Source organism: Methyloceanibacter marginalis, from assembly GCF_001723295.1.
Classification (GTDB): domain Bacteria; phylum Pseudomonadota; class Alphaproteobacteria; order Rhizobiales; family Methyloligellaceae; genus Methyloceanibacter; species Methyloceanibacter marginalis.
In genome coordinates this window covers 1-21006 of sequence record NZ_LPWD01000025.1, presented here as the reverse complement: position 1 = coordinate 21006, position 21006 = coordinate 1, and the positions used below count along the sequence as shown (strand labels likewise).

The following is a 21006-nucleotide window of genomic DNA, read 5'->3' as shown; positions in this document are numbered from 1 at the left end:
GCGTCCGCCACTCATGGGCATAGAGCGCCCGTCCGCCCAACGCCGCTCTGGACCTCATCGAGCACGAGCATATCTCCTCTCGCGCACAGCGCGCAAATCTTGCAGAAAACGATACGGCACTTCGCGCATGCCGCCCTCGCCCATGATGGGCTCCAGCAAGACGCCGGCGGTCTCATCGCCGATGGCCGCCTCGACGGCCTCGAGGTCGAAGCCCGAGACCTGATCGAAGCCCTCGACCGGTGGGCCGAAACCTTCCAGGTGCTTTGATTGGCCGCCGGCGGCGATGGTGGCAAGGGTGCGGCCGTGAAAGGCGCCCTCGAAGGTGACCAGCCGGTAACGCTCGGGCGCGCCGTTGACGAAGTGATAGCGGCGGGCGGCCTTGATTGAGGCCTCGACGGCCTCGGCGCCGGAATTTGCGAAAAACACGCGATCGGCGAAGGTGGCGTCGCACAGCCGCTCCCCGAGCCGCTCCTGCTCGGCGATGTGTGCAGGTTCGAGACGTGCCAGACCTTGTTCGCCTGGGCCGTCAGCGCCTCGATCAGCCGCGGATGCGCGTGGCCGAGCGCGGTCACCGCGATGCCACTCGAGAAGTCGAGAAAGCGCTCGCCCGCCTCGGTAAAGAGAAAGGCGCCTTCGCCCCGCGCGAAGGACAATCCGCTGCGGGCATAGGTCGGAAGGAGGGCCGACATGAAAGTTGCGTATCCCTGAAACAAAATTGCCGCCGACCGGCGGCAGCAAGGAAAGTCAGAGTGTTAGGTCTGGTCTCACGTGGTGTCAATCTGTGCACATGACCGGTTTATCCAAGGTTTCTCCACGTTTCCATCAACGCTCACGTTTGTGTTCCTGTGAGAGAAGTGGCAGAATCCGCTTGTTCCGGTGGAAAACGGGGCACCCAAGCGTGGCGGACGCTTGTCGGTTTCCACCGGGTTTAGTAGGGTAATAACCGCTCGGCTACCAGATGTCGTAGGTGCTGTTGGCGCCTGAGCGGTCATTCTCAGCAGTAATTCCGAGTATTTCGAAAATGCCGTCTTGCGGGACGGGTGGAATCTGAGTCCAAACGAGGAGGCCAAACCATGGCTTGGACTGATGAAAGGGTGGAACTGCTGAAGAAGCTCTGGGCAGAGGGATTGAGCGCGAGCCAAATCGCGGGTCGCTTAGGCGGCGTGACCCGTAACGCGGTGATCGGCAAGGTCCATCGGCTGGGGCTTTCGGGGCGCGCAACCAGTTCGCGCTCCAGCGCGCCGCGCCGCGGCGCAATCACGCGCCACGGCAAAATCGAGCGCCGTCGCCTTTCGGCACGGCGGGGCAATGTGGCGCTCAAGCGTCTTACGAGGCGGAATACGATCCGGCGCCCGGCGCCGGTCGAAGAACTCGTCATCCCGCTGCATGAGCGGGCGACGATCCTCACGCTGAAGGAGTCGATGTGCCGCTGGCCCATCGGCGATCCCACAGAGGAGGAGTTCCACTTCTGCGGGCGCAAAAAGGACGGCACGGTGCCTTACTGCGAGCATCACGCCCGCATGGCGTACCAGCCGGTTCAGGCGCGGCGGCGCGAGAAGCGCTTTGCCTCGGGCTAAGAGCCCGGTTGGTCGGGATAGCGAAAGAGGCGCCGCGAAAACCGGCGCCTCTTTACTCTTCAGGGCAGGCAAAAAATCAGGCCGTCTCTTCGAGCTTGTCGGAGAAGGCGTAGCCGGCGCCGCGCACGGTGCGCACCGGATCGCGCTCGTTGCCACGCATCATGGCCTTGCGCAGACGGCCGATATGCACGTCCACGGTGCGCTCATCCACATAGACGTTGCGGCCCCATACGCCGTCGAGCAGCTGCGCCCGGCTGAACACGCGGCCGGGGCTCTGCATCAGAAACTCCAGCAGACGAAACTCAGTCGGCCCGAGATGGACCTGGCGGCCGTTGCGGGTCACCCGATGGGACTCCCGGTCGAGCTCGATATCGCCCACGGTTAGCACCCGAGCGATGCGCTCAGGATTGGTCCGCCGCAAAATGGCGCGGACCCGCGCCATCAACTCGGGGAGCGAGAACGGCTTCACCACGTAGTCGTCGGCGCCGGTGGTCAGGCCCCGAATGCGATCGTTCTCCTCGCTGCGTGCCGTAAGTAAGATGATGGGGATGGTGCGGGAGTCCTTGCCGGTGCGTAGGCGCCGGCAAAGCTCAAGCCCCGACAGGCCCGGCAGCATCCAATCGAGCACGATGAGATCGGGCGAGTTCTCGGCAATGGCCACTTCCGCCTCGTCGCCGCGATGGACGACATCGACGGCGTAGCCTTCGGCCTCGAGATTGTACCGGAGGAGAAGGGCTAACGGCTCCTCATCCTCGACAACCAGAACCTTGGCTCCTGCGCCCATGGCGTTTGTCTGCAACATCGGCCTAGACCGCCGATCGCTTCAGTGAGACCGGCGTCGAGCTGGTCGTATCGCCCTTCGGCCGCTGATCCGTGATGGCCCGGCCATGCACCAGATAATAGACCGTCTCGGCGATGTTCGTCGCGTGATCGCCCACGCGCTCGATGTTCTTGGCGCCGAACAGGAGATGGGTGCAAAGCCCGATATTCCTCGGATCTTCCATCATGTAGGTGAGGAGCTCGCGGAACAGCGAGTTGTACATCGCATCGATCTCTTCATCTTTGTACCAGACGCCAAGCGCCCGGTCGGCGTCGCGTTCGATGAAGGCGTCGAGCACGTCTTTCAGCTGGCCCAGCGCCAGTTCGCCCATGTGCTTCAGGCCGAGCATGAGTTGCTTGGGCTGCGGCTCGGTGACCACGGCGACAGCGCGTTTGGCGATGTTCTTGCCAAGGTCGCCGATACGCTCCAGGTCGGCCGAGATGCGCAAGGCGGCCATGATCTGGCGCAGGTCGTAGGCCATGGGCTGGCGCCGGGCGATCATGAGCACCGCCTGTTCCTCGATCTCGCGCTGGAGCTCATCGATCTCCTCGTCCTCGTTGATGGTCGCGGCCGCAAGATCCGGGTCGCGCCGTTCAAGGGCCTCGAAGGACTGACCGAGCACCTGTTCCGCAAGACCACCCATCTTGGCAATCTTGTTGTTGAGGAGGGCGAGTTCCTCCTCGTAGGACCTGACGATGTGTTCGTGCTGCTGTTCCATTGGGGGAACTCCTAGTGAGCCGCTATCAACCGAAGCGTCCGGTAACGTAGTCCTGGGTCCGCTGGTCGGTCGGATTGGTGAAGATCGTCGTCGTGTCGTCCACCTCGACGAGCTTGCCGAGATGGAAGAATGCCGTGCGCTGCGAAACACGCGCCGCTTGCTGCATCGAATGGGTGACGATGACGATGCAAAGATTCTTTTTGAGATCGTCCATGAGCGTTTCGATCTTGGCGGTGGCGATCGGATCGAGGGCCGAACACGGCTCATCCATGAGCAACACTTCGGGATTCACGGATATGGCGCGGGCGATGCAAAGCCGCTGCTGCTGACCGCCGGAAAGACCGGTGCCCGGTTCTTGCAGACGATCCTTGACCTCCTCCCAAAGGCCGGCCCGGGTCAGGCTTCTCTCGACGATCTCCTCAAACTCGGCTTTTGATCTGCATAGACCGTGAATGCGGGGGCCGTAAGCCACGTTCTCGAAGATCGATTTGGGGAAGGGGTTTGGCTTTTGGAACACCATGCCGACCCGGGCGCGCAGTTGCACGGGATCGACTCGCGGGGCGTAGATGTCCTCGCCGTCGAGGCGGATATCGCCGGTGATTCGAACACCGTCGATCACGTCGTTCATGCGGTCGAGACAGCGCAGGAACGTGGACTTGCCGCAGCCGGACGGGCCGATCAGTGCCGTCACCGACTGATCGAACATTTCGAGGTTGACGTCGAACAGAGCCTGCTTCTCGCCGTACCACAGGTTGACGTCGCTCGCCTTCATCTTGAGCTCGTTCTGCTCAACCGGCAAATCGCCTTCCTTTTTCTTCGGCACTGCGGGCGCTTCGACCCGGATGGCTGGTCGTTCTTCCACCTTAGCCTCCATGGCGTAGTCCCTTTCTACCATTTTCTCTGGAACATCTGTCGTAGCGTGATCGCGATAAGGTTCATGACCACAAGGAATCCGAGCAGCACCAGGATCGCCGCCGAGGTGCGGGACACAAAGCCACGCTCGGGGCTATCGGCCCAGCTAAAGATCTGGGTCGGCAACGAGGTTGCCGGCTCGAGAAGACCCATGTTTTCCACGCTGGGGATGAAGGCGTTCATGCCGATCAAGAGTAGCGGCGCGGTCTCGCCCAGTGCCTGGGCCATGCCGATGATGGTACCGGTCAGAATGCCAGGCAGCGCCAAGGGCAGGACGTGATGCATCATGACTTGATGCTTCGAGGCGCCGACACCGAGTGCCGCTTCGCGAATTGACGGCGGCACCGCCTTCAGCGCGGCGCGGGTGGCGATGATAATCGTCGGCAAGGTCATGAGGCTGAGGACCATACCGCCGACCAAAGGCGCCGAACGCGGCAAGCCGAAATAGCCGAGAAACACCGCGAGGCCGAGCAGGCCGAAAACGACCGACGGGACAGCCGCGAGATTGTTGATGTTCACCTCGATGAGGTCGGTGAAGCGGTTCTTCGGCGCGAACTCTTCGAGATAGACTGCCGCGGCAATCCCAATGGGAAAGCTCAGCAAAAAGCACACCATGAGCGCATAGAAGGAGCCGGTGATGGCGCCGGCAAGACCCGCCCGTTCCGGGAAGCGGCTATCCGCATTGAAGAAGAGCTCCCAGTTGAACGGCGTGCGCAGAAGGCCCTTGTCCTCCATCGCATCGAAGACCTTGATTTGCTCCGGCGTGAAACGCGAGTTGAGCACCTTCGGCGTCTTGCCTTTGGCGAGCTCGGCGACGGGCGGCGACACCGGGAAAAGAACGGATACCGTCTTGCCGATAATGCCGGGATCGGCGGCAACGCGTTGGGCGATGGCCTCGGGTGCGTCATCGGCGAGCAGCCCGAAGAGCGCCGTATCGAACACATCGGGCAGATAAGCCTGCAAGCTGTTCCTGGCCAAGGCGGCGAAATCACCAGATGGCGGCGGTCCGGCTTCAAGTCTCGGCGGGGTTCACATAGACGTCGAGCTTGAGGCTGGTGCGTCCGCTGTCCTCGACCACCACACCTCGGTTCTGCAACCGCTCAAAATAGCGGACCTGGCTCCACGTCAGCGCGTTCATCTCCTTGGGGATGACGCCCTTGTGGAGCTGATCGAAAGGGTCAGACACGGCAACCGGCAAAGTAATGGTCTTGCCTATGGATTCCGGGTGGCTAACGACATAGTCGCGCAGGATGTAAGCGGCATCCGAAGTCAGGATCTTGCCGACGCTCCGCTCTTCGTCCTCAGGGATGCCGGGAATGGCCTTGTTGAGCGCCTCGCGGACCAGCACACGATATTTGCCGCTGGACGGGTCCTCGGCATCGACCTGAGACGGGTCGACGTAGATCGGCAACTCGACCTTGGTCTGCAGGAAGGCCGGAAACCCGGTGGAGACAAGCGAGGCGACAAGAACGCCGAGCAGGCCGACGGCCAGCGCAATGGCGATGATCCCGTAGGCTTGGAGCCGCCTGTCGGCCGCATAGCGGCGGCGGACGCGGCGCTGCGCCTGATCGGATCCCCAGTCGACGGTCACGATGTCTGAACTACTCATATTGCTCTCGATATTTTCGCACGATGTGAAGGGCGAGGATGTTGAGTCCCAGCGTGACCAGGAACAGCACGAGGCCCAGGGCGAAGGCTGCCAGGGTCTTCGGGTTGTCGAATTCCGTATCCCCGATCAGGAGTGTCACGATCTGCACCGTCACGGTGGTGACCGGGCTCAAGCGGGTTGCCGTCAGCGTGGCAATGATACCAGCGGCCATGACCACGATCATCGTCTCTCCGATGGCCCGGCTGACGGCGAGAAGGACACCGCCCATGATGCCCGGAAGAGCCGCGGGCAGGAGCACCTTGGTGATGGTCTCTCCCTTGGTGGCGCCCATGGCATAGGAGCCGTCGCGCATGGCGCGGGGTACGGCAGCAATCGCGTCGTCGGAAAGCGACGAGATGAACGGGATGATCATGATGCCCATGACCGCGCCGGCCGCGAGCGCGCTGTTCGGCGCTATCGGCACGCCGATCATCTCGCCGAACTGGCGCATGGCCGGAGCCACTGTGAGGACAGCGAAGAAGCCGTAGACAACTGTCGGAATGCCCGCGAGCAGCTCCAGGACCGGCTTGATCACGGCCCGAACTTTGGGATGGGCGTACTCGGTGAGGTAGATGGCCGAGTAGAGTCCGATTGGCGTAGCCACGGCCATGGCGATTAAAGCGATCAGGAGCGTACCGGCGAAGACTGGAATGGCGCCGAAGGCACCGCCCGCCGTGACCTGCCCTTCGCGAATCGGGATCTGCGGTTCCCAGTTGAGGCCGAAGAAGAACTCGAATGGGTTGACGCGGTCGAAGAAGCGCAGGGCCTCGATCAGCAGCGACAGGACGATGCCAAGTGTTGTGAGGATGGCGATCAGGGAGCAGGCGATCATCAGGCCGCTCAGAATACGCTCGGCGCCGTGGCGGGCGCGAAAATCGGGGCTGATGCGGCGGCTGGCGATCGCAAGACCAAGCAGTGCGACGCTGAAAGCCACGCCGACCATGGCCCACTGGGCAATGGCCTCCCAGCGCTGATAGCGCTCCGCCGCTTCCTGCACCACGAGGCTCGGCTCGCTGAAGAGGTTGCCGGCCGCAACCGACTTGATCTCACTCAAGAGCAGGCTTGTCTGCCCCACGCTCAAGCCGTCCGTGGTGCCCGGCGGCAGGCTCCAGAGCAGCAGGTTGTCGATCACGCTTCCCTGAAACAGGATCCAGACGAGAACCAGAAGAACGGATGGGATGCCGACCCAGGCGGCGACGAATGCGCCGTGATAGTTGGGTCTGGAATGGAGAAGATATTCGCGGCCTTCGACCGCACGGACGGCCCGCTTCCGGCCGAAGAAATAGCTGACCGCAGCGAGCACAATAAGCAGAACGAGAATGTAACCGATCATTGCTGCTGCCGCTCCCGCTGCGGGTGCTCCGCAAATTCGGAGTCTGCCGCATTCAAGTCGTTTGTTGTCTCACGATCGTCGGCGTGGCCGCGTAACCTGTTTTTGCGGCCACGCCTTCGATCTAACTCGTGCGAAGTCAGAGCTGCTCCGATCCCTTAAGAGGTCGGCGCAGCCATTTTTTTGCCGTTCGTGGCGCGGTCTTGCATTTCCTTCAGCTTGTCCTCGGGAAGCACGACCAGACCACGCTCATGCAGGTAGCCGTCCTCGCCCATGGAGTCGTCGCTGACATACTCGGTGATGAACTCATCCATGCCGGCAATGACCTTGCGATGCGGGTTCTTGATGTAGACGAACAACGGACGGGACAGGCCGTAGCTGCCGTCAGCAATGGTGTCGAAACCCGGCTCGGTGCCGCCGACCTTCACGCCCTGGAGCTTGTCCTTGTTCTCATAGAGGAACGAGTAGCCGAAGATGCCAAGCGAGTTCGGATCAGCCTCGATACGCTGCACGATGAGATTGTCGTTCTCACCGGCCTCGATGAAGGGGCCGTCCTGACGCATGGGCGTGCACTTCTCTTTGACCTGGTCCTCATTCTTCTTGAAATACTCGAGCTCCTCGCAGCCCTCATGCATGGCAAGCTCGACGAAGGCGTCACGCGTGCCGGAGGTGGGCGGCGGGCCGTAGACAGTGATCTCGGTGTCCGGAAGCGACTTGTCGATGTCGCTCCACTTCTTGTTGGGGTTCTTCACCAGCTTCTCGCCACTCTCGTCCGGAACCTCGGAAGCGAGCGCGAGGAAGATCTGCTCCTTGGTCAGGTCCATCGGCTTGCCCTTCTTCGACTGGGCGATGGACAGGCCGTCATAACCGATAAGAACCTCTGTGACGTCGTCGACGCCGTTCTCGGTGCAGAGCTCGTATTCCGATTTCTTCATCGCGCGCGACGCGCCGGTGATGTCCGGCTTGTCCTCACCGATGCCCTGGCAGAAAATCTTCATGCCGCCACCGGTACCGGTGGATTCGACAACCGGAGCCTTCTTGCCGGTCTTCTTGCCGAATTCCTCGGCAACCGCCTGCGTATAGGGAAAAACCGTCGAGGAACCGACGATCTTGATCTGGTCACGAGCCAGCGCCGGGCCGCCCGTGCATAGAGCGGCGACGGCGAGCGTCGACGCTGCGATAGCAAACTTGTTCACTTTGCTCTCCCTTGATTGGATTTGAGCCTCCGCCAGCGTGATCACGCCGCCAGCTCGCGGGCACGCTAGTCCCCATGGATCATTGTTTTATGACGGCGATGATTCCGATTTATGACAGTCTATCTTATTGATATTGCTGTATATAGTTGAAACGGGCCTGTGGAAAAGCCGACTGTCCGGGGCTCACGCGTTAAGTTGACCCTCCAAGCGATATGTCTATATTTCTGGAAATATGGATGCGATCTCCGGCGCCGCGCGCGACCTTCCCAACGTCCTCGACTCCGCGCTTGCTATGCCGGATCAGCGTTTGCTCCGGCCATCGCGCCGGCCTTCACACCCGCCCCGCCTGCTCATGCTGTACGGGTCTCTGCGCCAACGCTCGTACAGCCGCTTTCTCACTCTGGAGGCGGCGCGCCTCCTCGAAGCGTTCGGGGCCGAGGTCAAGATCTTCAACCCCTCGGGACTGCCGCTTCCGGACGATGCACCGGAGACGCACCCAAAGGTTCAAGAACTGCGCGAGCTGTCCGCCTGGTCCGAGGGGCAGGTGTGGAGCAGCCCGGAGCGCCACGGGTCGATGACCGGCATCATGAAGGCGCAGATCGATTGGATTCCGCTCGCACTCGGGTCGGTCAGGCCAACGCAGGGCAAGACCCTGGCCGTGATGCAAGTCAGCGGCGGCTCTCAGTCCTTCAACGCCGTCAACCAGCTTCGCGTGCTCGGCCGATGGATGCGGATGATCACCATCCCCAATCAGTCTTCGGTGGCCAGAGCTTATGAACAATTCGATGACGCGGGCCGGATGAAGGCCTCGGCCTTCTACGATCGCGTCGTGGATGTGATGGAGGAGTTGATGAAGTTCACGCTGTTGACGCGCGGCATCTCGGACGCCCTCACGGACCGCTATAGCGAGCGCAAAGACGTGGCCGAGAAAAAAGACCTGGCCGAGAAAGAAGGCAACAGCGTCGATCTCGACGCGATGTAGCAGGCCCGCCCGTCAGCCGGCATTGGCCTCGTTCAGCATCACCGTGAAGGTGGAGCCCGTGCCGGGCTTTGAAGCGATGGCGAGCTCGCCGCGATGGCGGTTCAAGATGTGCTTGACGATGGCAAGGCCGAGACCGGTGCCGCCCTTCTCGCGGCTGGAATCCACGTCGACGCGGTAGAAGCGCTCGGTGAGCCGCGGCAGATGTTCGGCCGGAATTCCCGGGCCGTCGTCCACGACGGAGATGGCATAGCGGCCGCGGGTCTGGCGGCCGAGCGATGGAATGTGCTTGGCCTCGATGCGGACATTTCCGCCGGAATTGCCGTATTTCAGCGCGTTCTGCACGAGATTTTGAAGGACTTGCAAGAGCTCGTCGCGGTCGCCGCGCACGATCGCCGCTTTGGGGAAGCGCTCGACCGACAACGTCATGTGGCTGTCAGTCGCGAGCGGTTCCAGCGTGTCGCGCGCATGTCCGAGCACGTCGTTGAGATCGACGAGATCGCTCGGCGGCACGTGGGCATTCATCTCGACCCGGCTCAAGGACAGCAGCGCATCGATCAGACGGGTCATGCGCGAGGCCTGCTCCGCCATGATCGGCAAGAATCGTTCGCGGGCCCCCGGGTCTTCCTTGGCCGTACCTTGCAGCGTCTCGATGAAACCACGCAAGGAGGCCAGCGGCGTGCGGAGCTCATGGCTCGCATTGGCGATGAAGTCCGCCCGCATCTGATTGATGCGCTCGCCCTCGGTAAGATCGCGCAGGAGAACAAGAATATTGCCGTCGCGCTCGGCCCCCCGCGTGAGCGGGGCCACGGTCACCTCCATGCGGCGGCCGACCGGAACGCGCTCAGCATAGGTTACGGTCACGGCGCGCCTGCTCTTCGGGGCGGCGCTGACGGCGTCGAGGAACTCCGGCGTCGGATGACAGAGGAGATGTGGCTGCCTTCGCGCAGGGAGGCGAAGAGGCCCCGGGCCGGCGCATTGCAGGAGAGCACCTGGCCGGTGCGATCAAGAAGGATCACGGGATCGGGCAGCGCCTCGGCCATGACATGCATGGCGGACCGCGAGCGGCCGAGACCGGGGACGGACTGAATTCCGCTTCGAGCACCGGATCTACGTCCTGGCGCGGAAGCAAGGCGACGGAGGCCACGAAGCTGGCGAATGCAGCCAAAGCCAGCCCCACCGGGAGGTCGCCCAAGGCCACCAGCGCGGCCATGATCACGGCCACAATCACGACCTGCCACAGCGACGACCAAAGCCGCGCGGCGAGCTCCCGCAGCCCGCGCCTAACCGCGAGTCGGGCGCGCCAGAGAAAACCAGACGGCAACGCAGGCGCGCTGTGATCTACCTGGTTTGTCAAAGCCTTCTCCCGAACTCCACTACGAATCGCCGCGCCGGCGGCATAGCCCTATTTGCGCTTGAATTATCACGTTTTTGCAACACTCTACCGCCGGTCGTGCGACATCTTCATGAAGAGCCCACAAGTACTGTCATGAAGACGCTATATTCGGCACCGCTCAAAACCGTCGATCGGCAGATTACCCAATCGCCGACACCTCAGAGGGATCATATATGGGGCGTCAATTGCTGCGTGTCGCGTCTCTAGCCGCTTTTACAATAATGCCGTTCGTTTCGGCCCACGCCGCCGATGTCCATCGCTGCAAGGCGTCCAGCACCCAGACCATTCCATCGCCCGCCGATCCGGGGATTATCCTGGCCGACGGGCTGGAACTCGTTCCCGTCGAGGTCACGGGCCCGTTTCGAGCGCCGTGGTCATTCGGCTTTCTGCCGGATGGATCGTTTCTGGTAACGGAGCGGTCGGGCCATCTGCAGCATGCCCGGCTCGGCGTCGACCCTAAAGAGGTGTCCGGCCTCCCGCCCGTGCTCTACGAGCTCCACGGCGGCCTCCTCGATGTGGCGATCGATCCTGAGTTCTCCACCAACGGCCTTATCTATTTTTCCTATCTGCAAGGCAGCACCGAAGCATCGACCATGCGGGTGATGCGCGCCCGCTATGACGAGACAACCGAGGCGCTGTCCGACCAACGGGTCATCTTCGAGAGCACGCCCGGCAACAAGACCGACCAGATCGGCGGCCGCATCGCGCTTTCCGGCGACGGCTATCTGTTCCTCACGCTCGGCGACCTATGGCAGCAAGAACGGGCTCAGAACCTGGCCGACCACAGGGGGTCGGTCATTCGCATCAGAACCGACGGCTCGGTCCCGGACGACAATCCGTTCATCGATACGCCCGGCGCCCTTGCGGAGATATGGAGCTATGGCCATCGCAATCCGCAAGGACTCGCCATCGACCGCACGACCGGAGCGGTGTGGGAGACCGAGCATGGACCACAAGGCGGCGACGAGCTCAATCTCGTGCTGCGGGGCCGGAACTACGGCTGGCCTCTCGCCACCTACGGCACCGACTACATGGGCAAGTCCATCGCGGTGAACAGCCAGTACGCCGGCACTGAGCAGCCCGTCCACTTCTGGGTGCCGATCTCGATTGCACCGAGCGGACTTGCGGTGGCGACGGAAGGCTCGCAGACCACCGTGTGGATGGGGACGCTCGGCAGCCAGATGGTCGTCAAGCTGACGCTGGAGGACAACTGCGTCGTCGGGCAAAAATACTATTTGAAGAACAAGCTCGGCCGCGTGCGGGACATACGTATCGACGCTGCTGGGAACGTATATGCCCTGGCGGAGGGCGGCGCCATCTATCGCCTGGAGCCCTCGGTCGATGCGGCGTCCCCCAGCAAGCAGGCCCTATAGGCGAGGGACCATGCGCGGGAGCGCACAAGGTTTATCGGTCGGAGGTGGCACGCAAAGCCGCGCTGTGAGGAGAGACAATTAGCGCGTGAGTCGCTTGGCGGCCAACTCGTCGAGATAGCTTTGGAAGCGTGCGTCCTGGTTCTCGCCGAGGTCGCGCAGATAATCCCAGACATAAAGCCCTGTGTCGTGGCCGTCATCGAAGGCGATGCGTATCGCGTAATTTCCGACCGGCGTAAGCTGTGTGATGCGGACATTCTTTTTGCCCGGCACGGTCACACGCTGCTCCGGGCTATGGCCTTGCACCTCCGCGCTCGGGCTAAGACCCGCAACATCTCCGCGGGCAGCGCAAAGCTCTTGCCGTCATCGTAGCTCACCGTGAGGGTGCGCTTCTCGGCGTCGAGCTTGAGCTCCGTGGGCCAGGCTTGCGTCATGTCCCTGCTCCCCGAGCGCTAGCCGAGGTCGATCTCGCCCTCGACCTCGTGGTCGAGCGGTGCGCCTTCGGCAGTGAGTACCGCCTTGACCTTGAGCTTGCCCTTGCCGCCGAGCCCCTCCTCGCGGACCACGCGTTCAATGGCCTGCTGCGAGGTCACGCCGACCTCCTTCAGGAACTTCCGCATCGACATATTGAACCGCTCTTCATCCATAGTGGCCTCCCTTTGACGTTCGATGCCGTGATATGACAAGCAAAAGACTATATATTAGAGACAATACCAGAGACGAAATCCTATGGCGGTTACCTCACAAGGCAAGGGCAGCGCCAGACAGAAGACGCGAGCCGAGACGATGAAGCGAAAAAACACGGTCAAACGGCGGAGCGCGCCCGCCGCGGCGCTTGCGGACCCCCGCTATCACGCCCGGGTGGTGAGGAGCGCCAAGGCCTATAGCCGCAACAAGGCGAAGGCCGTCGAGGACGAAGACGCGTAATGAGTGTCCCCACCGCCCGCCTGGTCGACCGGTTCGGCCGCGCCATCACCTATTTGCGCGTATCGGTCACCGATCGCTGCGACTTCCGCTGCACCTATTGTATGGCGGAGGACATGACCTTCGTGCCACGCAAGGAGCTCCTCAGCCTTGAGGAGATCGACCGGCTCGCGAGCGCTTTCATCGCACGTGGCGTGCGCAAACTGCGGCTTACCGGCGGCGAGCCGCTGGTACGACGGAACATCCTGTGGCTAATCGAAGCCCTGTCGCGCCATCTCGGAGACGGGCTCGAAGAGCTGACGCTCACCACCAATGGCAGCCAGCTCTATCGCTACGCGGACGCGCTCGCGGGCCTCGGCATTAAGCGTATCAATGTTTCGCTGGATACGCTCGATGCAGCCAAATTTCGCGTGCTCACCCGCTGGGGTGATTTTAGCCAAGTGATGCGGGGCATTGATGCCGCCGCGCGCGCCGGACTGAAAATCAAGATCAATACCGTGGCGCTGCGGGACATGAACGAGGACGAGATCGAGGATCTCCTGCGCTGGACGCACGGCCGGGGCTTCGATTTGACCCTGATCGAGACGATGCCCTTGGGGGAGATCGAGGCGGATCGCACGGATCAGTATCTGCCGCTATCGCTCGTGCGGGCGCGGCTCTCCCAGCACTTCACACTCGGCGATATTCCCGACAAGACCGGGGGTCCGGCGCGCTATGTGCGCGTGGCTGAGACCGGCGGCCGGCTCGGCTTCATCACGCCCATGAGCCACAATTTCTGCGAGGCCTGCAACCGCGTCCGGGTCACATGCACCGGCACGCTGTATATGTGCCTCGGCCAAGACGATGCCGCCGACCTGCGGACGCCAATGCGCGCGAGCGGTTCGGACGCGCAGCTCCATACCGCGATCGACGAGGCCATTGCGCGCAAGCCCAAAGGCCATGATTTCATCATCGACCGGGACTCGGCGCCCGCCCTTTCGCGCCATATGTCCGCCACGGGCGGCTAAGTTCGCTCACGGTTAAAAAACCCCTCCGGTAGCAAAGATGCCGATATTTCCCGGTCATTCTGGGGATCCGGAAGGGTAGCCCTCCGTCTGCGGGCACGATCTCCACACCGATCTCTCTGCTTACGGCGCTTTTTTAACCCGCGGCATGGTAGTTTTACCCAGGGATCGGTGGCTTTTGACGCCATTGTCGTTCGCTGCGGTACTTTATGTTGCTCAAGGACTCGCTGCAAAAATATTGGCACTGGCTGGGGTTGGCTCTGTTGTCGGCGCTGATCGGCGTGACGGCATTCCTTGCACCGAGCCGGGTGAGCCATTTTGAGCTCGAGCGTGAAGCGCTCGTGGCCGAGGATCGGATTCTCACCCGTCTCCTCGAAGACCCGCAGATCGTTCTGAATGCGCTCACGGTTCCCGGGGCGGCACCGCAGCTCAGCAAGATCTTCGAGGACACCGGGTACGCCACGCGCGTCCTACGCTACGAACTCTACGACGCCCAAGGGCGGCTCGTGTTCACCAGCGGCCAGGCCAGTCTGGAGTTCAACGACGTCGTCGACGTAATGCAAAACCCGGTTCAGGACGGGGCGGTTGTCGGACTTTACCGTGGTCAGACGGAAGACGGTCCGGCACATTTCGCCTTGCTTCGTCTACCCATCGATCTCAGCGCGAACGCGCGCGGGACGCTTGACGTCTATTTGGACCAGAGCGATCAGGCGAATGTCCTGTCGGGCTATTTCGGCCTCATCGCGGTCGTGACTCTCGTTCTTCTGGGCATCGGCGTCGCCACGCCGGTCGCCTTCGCCTGGATGCGCAGCCAAGAGCGGCTGCAGGCCCAAGAGCAGGTTCGCTATCTGCAGAGCCATGATGCGCTGACCGGACTCGCCAACCGCAGGGCGTTTGCGGACAGCCTCGGCGAGGCCATGAGTCGCATGAAGAGAGAGAACACGCACATCGCCGTCATTTGTCTCGACATCGACAAGTTCAAGGAAATCAACGACGCCTCCGACCACGGCGGTGGCGACCAAGTGCTGCGCGAGATGGGAAGCCGGATCAAGGCCACGCTGCGCGGACGCGACGTCATCGCACGGCTCGGCGCAGACGAGTTCGCCATCGCGCTCGTGGACATCACCAATCTCGGCGACGTGATGGCCTTCATGAACCGGCTGGTCACGGCATTGCGGTTGCCTTTCGACGTGAACGGCAAGGAGATGCTGCTGACGACCAGCGTGGGCATCGCCTTGGCCCCGGCAGATGGCGACACAGCCGCCACCGTGCTGCGCCACGCCACCATCGCCCTCTCCCGGGCCAAAGCGACGGCGGCCAACGCATGTGCTTTTTCGAGGAGAGCATGGACAAGGCGCTTCAGCGCCGCCGCACGGTCGAGCACGAGCTTCGCTTGGCGCTCGGGCGCGAAGAGTTCGAGGTCGTCTACCAGCCGCAATACAACCTCGCGAGCGAGGAGCAATGCGGCTCCGAAGCGCTCATCCGTTGGCATCACCCCGTCCACGGCAAAATCGCGCCGGGTCACTTCATCTCGGTGGCCGAGGAAACCGGGCTGATCGTCCCGATCGGCGAATGGGTGCTGCGGCGCGCCTGCTTCGATGCGGTGACGTGGCCAGAGCACCTGACCGTTGCGGTGAATCTGTCGCCAGCGCAGTTCCGCGACAGCGACATCGCCGAGACGGTCGCTGACATCCTCCATGAGACCGGGCTGCCCGCGCAGCGTCTGGAACTCGAGATCACCGAGAACCTCCTCATCAATGACACCGAGGAGGTGTTGAGCAAGTTGAACCGCTTGCGCGAGCTGGGCGTGAAGATCGCCATGGACGATTTCGGCACCGGCTATTCGAGCTTGAGCTATCTGGCGCGCTTCCCCTTCTCGAAGATCAAGATCGACCGCCAGTTCATTCGCAACATGACGCGCGACCCAGCGATGCGCGCTATCGTCAAGACCATCATCGCCCTCGGCAAATCGCTCGACGTGACCATCACGGCCGAAGGCGTGGAGACTCCGGAGCAAGCTCAAATGCTGCGGAAGTTCGGCTGCTCACAGGTCCAGGGGTTCCTCTACGGTCATCCCGAGGCGGCCGAGAAGCACGCCAAGCAAAAGCCCGCTTCAAGCGGCAAAATCACGCCGATCCGGCCCGCGCGCTCCAGCGCCGCTTAGCCGTCCGCGAAAATCAACGTCCGGCCCGAAACGGAAACTCTTCCATAGGCGTGGCCCTTGTGCCACCGAGGAGCCCCTTGAAAGGTTTGGGCGCAGGGCGTGCGGTTGTGGCGCGAGCACGGACGGGCGCGGCGACGCGCTGTCGCGGTTCTGGCGCCGGCTCGCCTTTCAGCTCCTCGACAACGACGAGCTTCGGCTTGCGAGATGGGCGCGGCACAACATCCGGCATGAAGTCCGGCTCGCCTGTCTCGATGCTGGCGACGGTACTGAGCTCCACATCCTCCTCGATCGCGGGCGCTGGCGCGTCTTCCACGAGAGCGGCTTCCGGGGCTGCAACGAGCGCGGCTGCTTCCATCGGCTGCGCAGCCTCGACCGGCTCGGACAAGGCGGCTTGCTCCATCAGCGGCGCTTCTTCCACCACCGCGGTGCGTTCCGGAATCTCCGGCAAGGCGCCCGTGATCTCCTCGGTCTCGGGCATGGCCCAGCCCGCTTCATCGATGTCCCCTTCGCCCTCCACGATAGCGGCTTGGGGCAGCATGGCGGCTTGGACGAAAGGCGGCGGCGTGGATCGCACGATGACCTGGATGGCGACCGTGCCTTGAGCGGTGTCGTCGGGCGCCGGCAGCGTGATCATGACCGGCAGGACAAGCGCCAGTACCGCGGCATGGGCCGCGCCGGCGCCGAAGGCACAGACGGACAGACTGGGCTTGTCAATATGAATCACGGACGGTGGAGCGCAAAAAGTTTCGCCGAACGCTCAGTACTCACGCCCGTTCTGAGTTAGCTGAGTCGGCCCCCGGGCCGCAACCCTTTAGTTTTCCATGACAATTTTCGGCGCTTGGCGCTCGGTGCCGGACACGCGCTCAAGCTCCGCCCAAGCCGTCGCGGCGATGTCGCGATAGGCTTGCGCCACGGGTGATCCCGGATCGGTGGCGACCACGGGCTTGCCTTCGTCGGAGGTCTCGCGGATGGCCATGGTGAGCGGCACTTCTCCCAGGAAGGGCACGCCAAGCCTCCCCGCTTCCTGCTTGGCGCCGCCATGGCCGAAGATGTCGGACCGCTCGCCGCAATGAGGGCAGAGGAAGGTCGACATATTCTCGACGATGCCGAGCACCGGCACGTTGACCTTCTTGAACATGTTCAGACCCTTGCGGGCGTCGATCAGCGCGAGATCCTGCGGCGTGGACACGATCACCGCGCCCGCGAGCGGCACTTGCTGGGCCATGGTGAGCTGGGCGTCGCCCGTGCCCGGCGGCATGTCTACAACCAGTACGTCGAGATCGCCCCAGGCGACGTCCTTGAGCATCTGGACAGGGCCGACATGACCATCGGCCCGCGCCAGATCATCGGCGTCTCCTCGTCCACGAGGAAACCCATGGACATCACCTTGAGACCATAGCTGCGCATGGGATCGAGCTTGTTGCCCGCAAGTTGCTGCGGCTGGCCGTGAATGCCCAGGAGCCGTGGCATTGAGGGACCGTAGATATCGGCATCGAGCACGCCCACCTTCAGGCCCTGATCCTTCAGCGCCAGGGCGAAATTGACCGCGGTGGTGGATTTGCCGACGCCGCCCTTGCCCGAGGCCACGGCGATGATGTGCTTCACGCCCGGCACGCCGCCGGGGCGGTGGCGGGCATCGCGGGCCGCGCCCGGCGCAGTGACACCCGGACCTTGCGAGGCATGACTTTGCGGGGCTTGCGGCGAAGGGCTTTGCGGCTGCGGCGCCTGCCGCGCGTGGCCATTGCCGCCGGCAACGGGCGCCGCCGCGCCCGAAGGGCTGGCGCTGCCTGGTTCGCGGTCGGCGGTGAGCGTAACGGCGACACCCTCCACGCCCGGCAGCCCTTTCACAATGGTCTCGGCCGCTTGGCGCAACCCCTCGAGTTCGCGCGCCCGCGCCGGGTCCACGGAGATGGCGAAATAGACTTTGCCTTTGTGGATCACGACCTCGGAGACGAGGCCGAGCGAGACGATATCTTCGCTGAGATCGGGCCCTTCACGCCCTTTAGGGCGGCCAGAATTTGGTCTTTGGTCAGTGTCTCGGTCATGGCCGGAATGTAGTGAGGAAGAGGCCGCAAAGCAAAATAGGAAACGGGCGCGGGTTGCCCAAAAAAAAAGCCCGGCATTGCACCGGGCTTTTTGGGTTGGGGAAAGCCAACAGACCGGACGCGGGCTGGGGGGATGGGGTAGGTTGGGTGCGCGCCGCGCCGGGTCCGAGGTGAAAACGCCGCACTCAAGAATCGGTTCCAAGAATTTTCCTCTTTTGGCAAGAGGACCATTTTTAGTCGATTCCCGGCCCTTCCCGGTCGTCCGGGATCAAAATCGCCGGGCAGATCGTTGTCCCAAGACACCCGGACCGCCGGAAGACTGTCAGCCGCAAGGGAGGCCCCCAATGTCAGACACCACGCTCAAGAAGGTCGAAGCCGACACGTCCCCAAAAGGCGATATGGGCCAGCGCTATCTGGCTTCCGGCAAGAGCGTTTCGATGCGCCTTTGGGTCCAGGAATCAACAAAGGCGCAAAAAGAGCCTTCCACGCGCAACTACGAAACCGTCGGCTTCGTCATCTCGGGTCGCGCCAAACTCGAGGTCGAGGGTCAGACCATCACCCTCTCGCCTGGAGATTCCTGGCTCGTTCCCGAAGGCGCCTCACACAAATATACGATTTTGGAGCCTTTCACCGCCGTCGAGGCCACGTCGCCTCCGGCCGAGGTCCATGGCCGCGACGAACCGCACTGACGCGCCTGCTCAAGACTTTTTGCCAACACGGGCGAGCCACAAATCCGCCTCAGAGTAAGAAGAAAGCACCCCAGGGCTAACCCTGGAGTACAATACCCATGACTAAAGCATTGACTATTGCTATCCTTATCCTTGTTTCAACAACGTCCGCCTTCGCAGCAGATCAATTCTACATCGCCAAAGATCAGGCGACGAACAAGTGCAAGATCGTGAAGGCTAAGCCGAAGAACGACAAGCTCATCCTGGTCGGCACGGAATCCTACGCCACCAAGGACGCGGCCAAAGCCGCCCGCAAAGCTGCGGACGAGTGCAAGAAGAGCACCTAGATGCCAATGGCGGTGGCTCCTTCAACTGGAGCCGCCGCCATTTGTTTTTGCGCGCCTGATCAGTCTCTCAGCCCCTGCGGCGCTTTACTCGCCACGTCCCAGACTGGTCACATTTGCGCTCTTCAATGCCGATGAATGAGCCTTTTGGGAGCGCTAGCTCATTCGATCCTTGAGGACTTATTCGTCCTCACCGGCAATCACCCCCGAAGATGCGGAGGCGCGGGCACTCCTATTGCGGACATAGAACCTATCGCCTTCCAGAAAATGGACGGCGATCAAGCCTTCTTTAACCTGCTCCGGCCATGCTCCTCGGGACAGGGGCAAAGCTTGGGGTTTTCCGCATTTGCCCGGCAGCCAGATCCGCGAGATGCAAGGGGGAGCCATGCGCGTTGTGGCCAGTTCGGAAGGGTCAAGGAATTTCAGACAGGCTGATCTCGACCGGCATCTGGAAGCGATGTCGCACTTTGTCGAGCGGGTCCGCGAGACGAACACCCCGGCATCGTGCACGCTGATTCTGCGCTCCGCGGCGTCCGCGCCGGCGCAAGTCCTCACTCTGATGAAAGACACTCTGGCCGAGGCCGGCATCCAGGCACGAGTCCTCCTCGCCAAGCTCGAGCCGGAGCAGGATCTGCGTCAGCTGTACGCCGCACTGACCACGCTCAGCCCTGAAGCCGACAGCGCTGCCCTGATCCGCTGGGCGCGCAATCCGCGCCTGCTGGACGCCCATGAGCAAGCCGTCTACGGCCACGATATGTGCTGGTCCGGCGATGCCATGCGCCGGGACGCGGACAAGCGCAATGCCCTCGCCCTGATGGAGACGACGCGCCGGAAGCCACGTTGCGCGCGGCGATGGCGTTCAAGGCGCTGTGGGCCGCGTCGGTGCCCGCGCCGGCCCGTCTGCTCGATGCGCGCGAAACGGCCAAGCCTTCCGGCGCCTATGAGCAGACGACGGGCGCGCCGGTGGCCGCGCTAAAGCGTCCCGCCCAAGGCTGGCCCCTCGTCCGTCATTAAACTCTCACAAAACTCGTCTTCCTGAGGCGCCGCGGGACCGTGCCCGCGAGGGATGGCGCTTGACTTGGCCGCACCGTCCTTCGAGCTCGCGCCTCCCCGATACACCTTAGGACTTACGGAGCAATCCATGCTTGGGCGCCTATCGTTTGCGTTTCTGCTTGCCATGCTTACGGCCGTGCCCGCGCTCAGTCAGGAAGCCGCCCCGCCGCTCGCGGGCGAGGCCAGCAAGGGCCCGGTCCTGGGCCAGCTTCTGAAGGTGCCGAAATACATTTATGCGTGGCAGCTCATGGTGTCCGGCGAAACGCCGCCCGAATGGGTCAAGGAGTACACCGCCACGCTGGACGGACCGCCGGTGCCGACCATTCCCGTGCCGCTCGATGGCGAAATCTATACGCTCGGCTTCACCTGCAAACCCAATGATTGCGAGAACAATCAGCTCTACGTGCTGTTCGCGCCGGAAGGGCGCGACGCCTGGGCCATGTTGGGATCGCAGGCCACGGGCATCACTTGGCTGGGGCGGCCGAGCGAGCGAATCCAGGACGCAATTTCCGGTGCATTGCGGAAATAGGGCTGCGCTATTTGGCGTCAATTACCGTGCTACGTTCTGCCCCATCAGATTTCTCAAGGCCGCGATCTTGAGCGGCGTGCAATAGGGCGAATGCGCCGTGGCCGACACGATGCAGGCGATGGTCTTGGAGCGGGCGGGGACGCCGCTCAAAGCCGCCACGATCCCCAGGCCGGAACCGGGCCCCAATCAGATCCTGCTCAAGGTGCTGGCCTGCGGGGTGTGCCGCACGGATTTGCACATTCATGACGGGGAACTCGGCGAGCCCAAGCTGCCTCTGGTGCTCGGCCAGAGATCGTCGGGCGGGTGGAGGCGCTGGGATCCGGCGTGAC

General features: G+C 62.8%; 21 protein-coding genes and 5 pseudogenes. 12 read left to right on the top strand and 14 right to left on the bottom strand.

Annotated features, from left to right (window positions below):
• Positions 1–689 (bottom strand): annotated as a pseudogene (locus AUC71_RS17185) (aminotransferase class III-fold pyridoxal phosphate-dependent enzyme); the annotation flags it as partial.
• A 384-nt stretch (positions 690–1073) separates the two neighbouring features.
• Between AUC71_RS17185 and AUC71_RS01190 the strand changes: the two are divergent.
• Positions 1074–1577: a GcrA family cell cycle regulator gene (locus tag AUC71_RS01190; protein WP_069622784.1), complete on the top strand. Its 504-nt coding sequence runs from the start codon at positions 1074–1076 to the stop codon at positions 1575–1577.
• Positions 1578–1653: 76 nt separating this feature from the next.
• Here AUC71_RS01190 and phoB read toward each other — a convergent pair whose 3' ends face one another.
• The 7 genes and pseudogenes from phoB to AUC71_RS01155 form a co-directional block, all read right to left on the bottom strand.
• Positions 1654–2379 carry a phosphate regulon transcriptional regulator PhoB gene (gene phoB, locus AUC71_RS01185; RefSeq protein ID WP_244500745.1) on the bottom strand — a complete coding sequence of 242 codons (726 nt, stop codon included), beginning with the start codon at positions 2377–2379 and terminating at the stop codon, positions 1654–1656.
• A gap of 4 nt (positions 2380–2383) precedes the next feature.
• The gene (phoU, locus tag AUC71_RS01180; protein WP_069622783.1) at positions 2384–3115 is read right to left on the bottom strand and encodes a phosphate signaling complex protein PhoU; all 732 of its coding nucleotides are present in this window, start codon (positions 3113–3115) and stop codon (positions 2384–2386) included.
• 25 nt (positions 3116–3140) lie between these two features.
• A complete protein-coding gene (gene pstB, locus AUC71_RS01175; protein ID WP_425283340.1) occupies positions 3141–3914 on the bottom strand; it encodes a phosphate ABC transporter ATP-binding protein PstB in 774 nt (257 codons plus the stop codon).
• A gap of 89 nt (positions 3915–4003) precedes the next feature.
• A pseudogene (gene pstA / locus AUC71_RS01170) lies at positions 4004–5008 on the bottom strand (phosphate ABC transporter permease PstA); the annotation flags it as partial.
• 31 nt (positions 5009–5039) lie between these two features.
• Complete coding sequence (locus AUC71_RS01165) at positions 5040–5636, bottom strand: DUF3333 domain-containing protein (protein ID WP_083237964.1); 597 nt, start codon at positions 5634–5636, stop codon at positions 5040–5042.
• Positions 5629–7008, bottom strand: a complete 1380-nt coding sequence (gene pstC / locus AUC71_RS01160) for a phosphate ABC transporter permease subunit PstC (RefSeq protein WP_069622781.1) — start codon at positions 7006–7008, stop codon at positions 5629–5631. The genes AUC71_RS01165 and pstC overlap by 8 nt, the downstream gene beginning before the upstream one ends.
• A gap of 155 nt (positions 7009–7163) precedes the next feature.
• Positions 7164–8201, bottom strand: a complete 1038-nt coding sequence (locus AUC71_RS01155) for a PstS family phosphate ABC transporter substrate-binding protein (protein ID WP_069622786.1) — start codon at positions 8199–8201, stop codon at positions 7164–7166.
• Positions 8202–8433: 232 nt separating this feature from the next.
• On the opposite strand from AUC71_RS01155, the gene arsH reads away from it, so the two are divergent.
• A complete protein-coding gene (gene arsH, locus AUC71_RS01150; RefSeq protein WP_069622780.1) occupies positions 8434–9183 on the top strand; it encodes an arsenical resistance protein ArsH in 750 nt (249 codons plus the stop codon).
• A 12-nt stretch (positions 9184–9195) separates the two neighbouring features.
• Here arsH and AUC71_RS01145 read toward each other — a convergent pair whose 3' ends face one another.
• Positions 9196–10044 (bottom strand): ATP-binding protein, encoded by an 849-nt coding sequence (locus AUC71_RS01145; protein WP_069622779.1) that lies wholly within the window; start codon positions 10042–10044, stop codon positions 9196–9198.
• A gap of 151 nt (positions 10045–10195) precedes the next feature.
• A complete protein-coding gene (locus tag AUC71_RS01135; protein WP_141701358.1) occupies positions 10196–10537 on the bottom strand; it encodes a hypothetical protein in 342 nt (113 codons plus the stop codon).
• A gap of 212 nt (positions 10538–10749) precedes the next feature.
• Between AUC71_RS01135 and AUC71_RS01130 the strand changes: the two genes are divergently transcribed.
• Positions 10750–11949, top strand: coding sequence for a PQQ-dependent sugar dehydrogenase (locus AUC71_RS01130; protein ID WP_083237963.1), 1200 nt, complete (start codon positions 10750–10752; stop codon positions 11947–11949).
• A 78-nt stretch (positions 11950–12027) separates the two neighbouring features.
• Here AUC71_RS01130 and AUC71_RS01125 read toward each other — a convergent pair.
• Both AUC71_RS01125 and AUC71_RS01120 read right to left on the bottom strand, forming a co-directional pair.
• A pseudogene (locus AUC71_RS01125) lies at positions 12028–12380 on the bottom strand (gamma-butyrobetaine hydroxylase family protein).
• An 18-nt stretch (positions 12381–12398) separates the two neighbouring features.
• Positions 12399–12593: a DUF6494 family protein gene (locus tag AUC71_RS01120; protein WP_069622775.1), complete on the bottom strand. Its 195-nt coding sequence runs from the start codon at positions 12591–12593 to the stop codon at positions 12399–12401.
• An 82-nt stretch (positions 12594–12675) separates the two neighbouring features.
• On the opposite strand from AUC71_RS01120, the gene AUC71_RS19080 reads away from it, so the two are divergent.
• From AUC71_RS19080 to AUC71_RS01100, 4 genes and pseudogenes are all read left to right on the top strand, one after another.
• Positions 12676–12873 carry a hypothetical protein gene (locus AUC71_RS19080; protein ID WP_069622774.1) on the top strand — a complete coding sequence of 66 codons (198 nt, stop codon included), beginning with the start codon at positions 12676–12678 and terminating at the stop codon, positions 12871–12873.
• On the top strand, positions 12873–13877 hold the full coding sequence (moaA, locus tag AUC71_RS01110; protein WP_069622773.1) for a GTP 3',8-cyclase MoaA: 1005 nt from the start codon (positions 12873–12875) through the stop codon (positions 13875–13877). The genes AUC71_RS19080 and moaA overlap by 1 nt, the downstream gene beginning before the upstream one ends.
• A 206-nt stretch (positions 13878–14083) precedes the next feature.
• Positions 14084–15190 (top strand): annotated as a pseudogene (locus AUC71_RS22130) (diguanylate cyclase domain-containing protein); the annotation flags it as partial.
• An 8-nt stretch (positions 15191–15198) separates the two neighbouring features.
• Positions 15199–16038 (top strand): EAL domain-containing protein, encoded by an 840-nt coding sequence (locus AUC71_RS01100; RefSeq protein ID WP_083237962.1) that lies wholly within the window; start codon positions 15199–15201, stop codon positions 16036–16038.
• A gap of 13 nt (positions 16039–16051) precedes the next feature.
• Here AUC71_RS01100 and AUC71_RS01095 read toward each other — a convergent pair whose 3' ends face one another.
• A complete protein-coding gene (locus AUC71_RS01095; RefSeq protein WP_069622770.1) occupies positions 16052–16762 on the bottom strand; it encodes a hypothetical protein in 711 nt (236 codons plus the stop codon).
• 87 nt (positions 16763–16849) lie between these two features.
• Positions 16850–18083: pseudogene (apbC, locus tag AUC71_RS20600) on the bottom strand (iron-sulfur cluster carrier protein ApbC).
• 344 nt (positions 18084–18427) lie between these two features.
• Here apbC and AUC71_RS01085 point away from each other — a divergent pair.
• The 5 genes from AUC71_RS01085 (at position 18428) to AUC71_RS01065 (ending at position 21005) form a co-directional block, all read left to right on the top strand.
• Positions 18428–18772 carry a cupin domain-containing protein gene (locus AUC71_RS01085; protein ID WP_069622769.1) on the top strand — a complete coding sequence of 115 codons (345 nt, stop codon included), beginning with the start codon at positions 18428–18430 and terminating at the stop codon, positions 18770–18772.
• 98 nt (positions 18773–18870) lie between these two features.
• On the top strand, positions 18871–19098 hold the full coding sequence (locus AUC71_RS01080; protein WP_069622768.1) for a hypothetical protein: 228 nt from the start codon (positions 18871–18873) through the stop codon (positions 19096–19098).
• Positions 19099–19480: 382 nt separating this feature from the next.
• On the top strand, positions 19481–20071 hold the full coding sequence (locus AUC71_RS18350) for a hypothetical protein (RefSeq protein ID WP_141701354.1): 591 nt from the start codon (positions 19481–19483) through the stop codon (positions 20069–20071).
• Between the two features lie 165 nt (positions 20072–20236).
• On the top strand, positions 20237–20677 hold the full coding sequence (locus AUC71_RS01070) for an Ivy family c-type lysozyme inhibitor (protein WP_158007654.1): 441 nt from the start codon (positions 20237–20239) through the stop codon (positions 20675–20677).
• A 97-nt stretch (positions 20678–20774) separates the two neighbouring features.
• Positions 20775–21005 (top strand): alcohol dehydrogenase catalytic domain-containing protein, encoded by a 231-nt coding sequence (locus AUC71_RS01065; RefSeq protein ID WP_069622765.1) that lies wholly within the window; start codon positions 20775–20777, stop codon positions 21003–21005.
• Position 21006 lies beyond the last annotated feature (1 nt).

What these genes read in the sequence shown, in the direction of transcription:
- AUC71_RS01165 (WP_083237964.1), bottom strand. Translation starts at nt 5,636, where the DNA reads ATGAGTAGTTCAGACATCGTGACCGTCGACTGGGGATCCGATCAGGCG.
- arsH (WP_069622780.1), top strand. Translation starts at nt 8,434, where the DNA reads ATGGATGCGATCTCCGGCGCCGCGCGCGACCTTCCCAACGTCCTCGAC.
- AUC71_RS01080 (WP_069622768.1), top strand. Translation starts at nt 18,871, where the DNA reads ATGACTAAAGCATTGACTATTGCTATCCTTATCCTTGTTTCAACAACG.
- AUC71_RS19080 (WP_069622774.1), top strand. Translation starts at nt 12,676, where the DNA reads ATGGCGGTTACCTCACAAGGCAAGGGCAGCGCCAGACAGAAGACGCGA.
- AUC71_RS01190 (WP_069622784.1), top strand. Translation starts at nt 1,074, where the DNA reads ATGGCTTGGACTGATGAAAGGGTGGAACTGCTGAAGAAGCTCTGGGCA.
- phoU (WP_069622783.1), bottom strand. Translation starts at nt 3,115, where the DNA reads ATGGAACAGCAGCACGAACACATCGTCAGGTCCTACGAGGAGGAACTC.
- pstC (WP_069622781.1), bottom strand. Translation starts at nt 7,008, where the DNA reads ATGATCGGTTACATTCTCGTTCTGCTTATTGTGCTCGCTGCGGTCAGC.
- phoB (WP_244500745.1), bottom strand. Translation starts at nt 2,379, where the DNA reads ATGTTGCAGACAAACGCCATGGGCGCAGGAGCCAAGGTTCTGGTTGTC.
- moaA (WP_069622773.1), top strand. Translation starts at nt 12,873, where the DNA reads ATGAGTGTCCCCACCGCCCGCCTGGTCGACCGGTTCGGCCGCGCCATC.
- AUC71_RS01070 (WP_158007654.1), top strand. Translation starts at nt 20,237, where the DNA reads ATGCTTGGGCGCCTATCGTTTGCGTTTCTGCTTGCCATGCTTACGGCC.
- AUC71_RS01100 (WP_083237962.1), top strand. Translation starts at nt 15,199, where the DNA reads ATGTGCTTTTTCGAGGAGAGCATGGACAAGGCGCTTCAGCGCCGCCGC.
- AUC71_RS01085 (WP_069622769.1), top strand. Translation starts at nt 18,428, where the DNA reads ATGTCAGACACCACGCTCAAGAAGGTCGAAGCCGACACGTCCCCAAAA.
- AUC71_RS18350 (WP_141701354.1), top strand. Translation starts at nt 19,481, where the DNA reads ATGCGCGTTGTGGCCAGTTCGGAAGGGTCAAGGAATTTCAGACAGGCT.
- AUC71_RS01130 (WP_083237963.1), top strand. Translation starts at nt 10,750, where the DNA reads ATGGGGCGTCAATTGCTGCGTGTCGCGTCTCTAGCCGCTTTTACAATA.
- AUC71_RS01120 (WP_069622775.1), bottom strand. Translation starts at nt 12,593, where the DNA reads ATGGATGAAGAGCGGTTCAATATGTCGATGCGGAAGTTCCTGAAGGAG.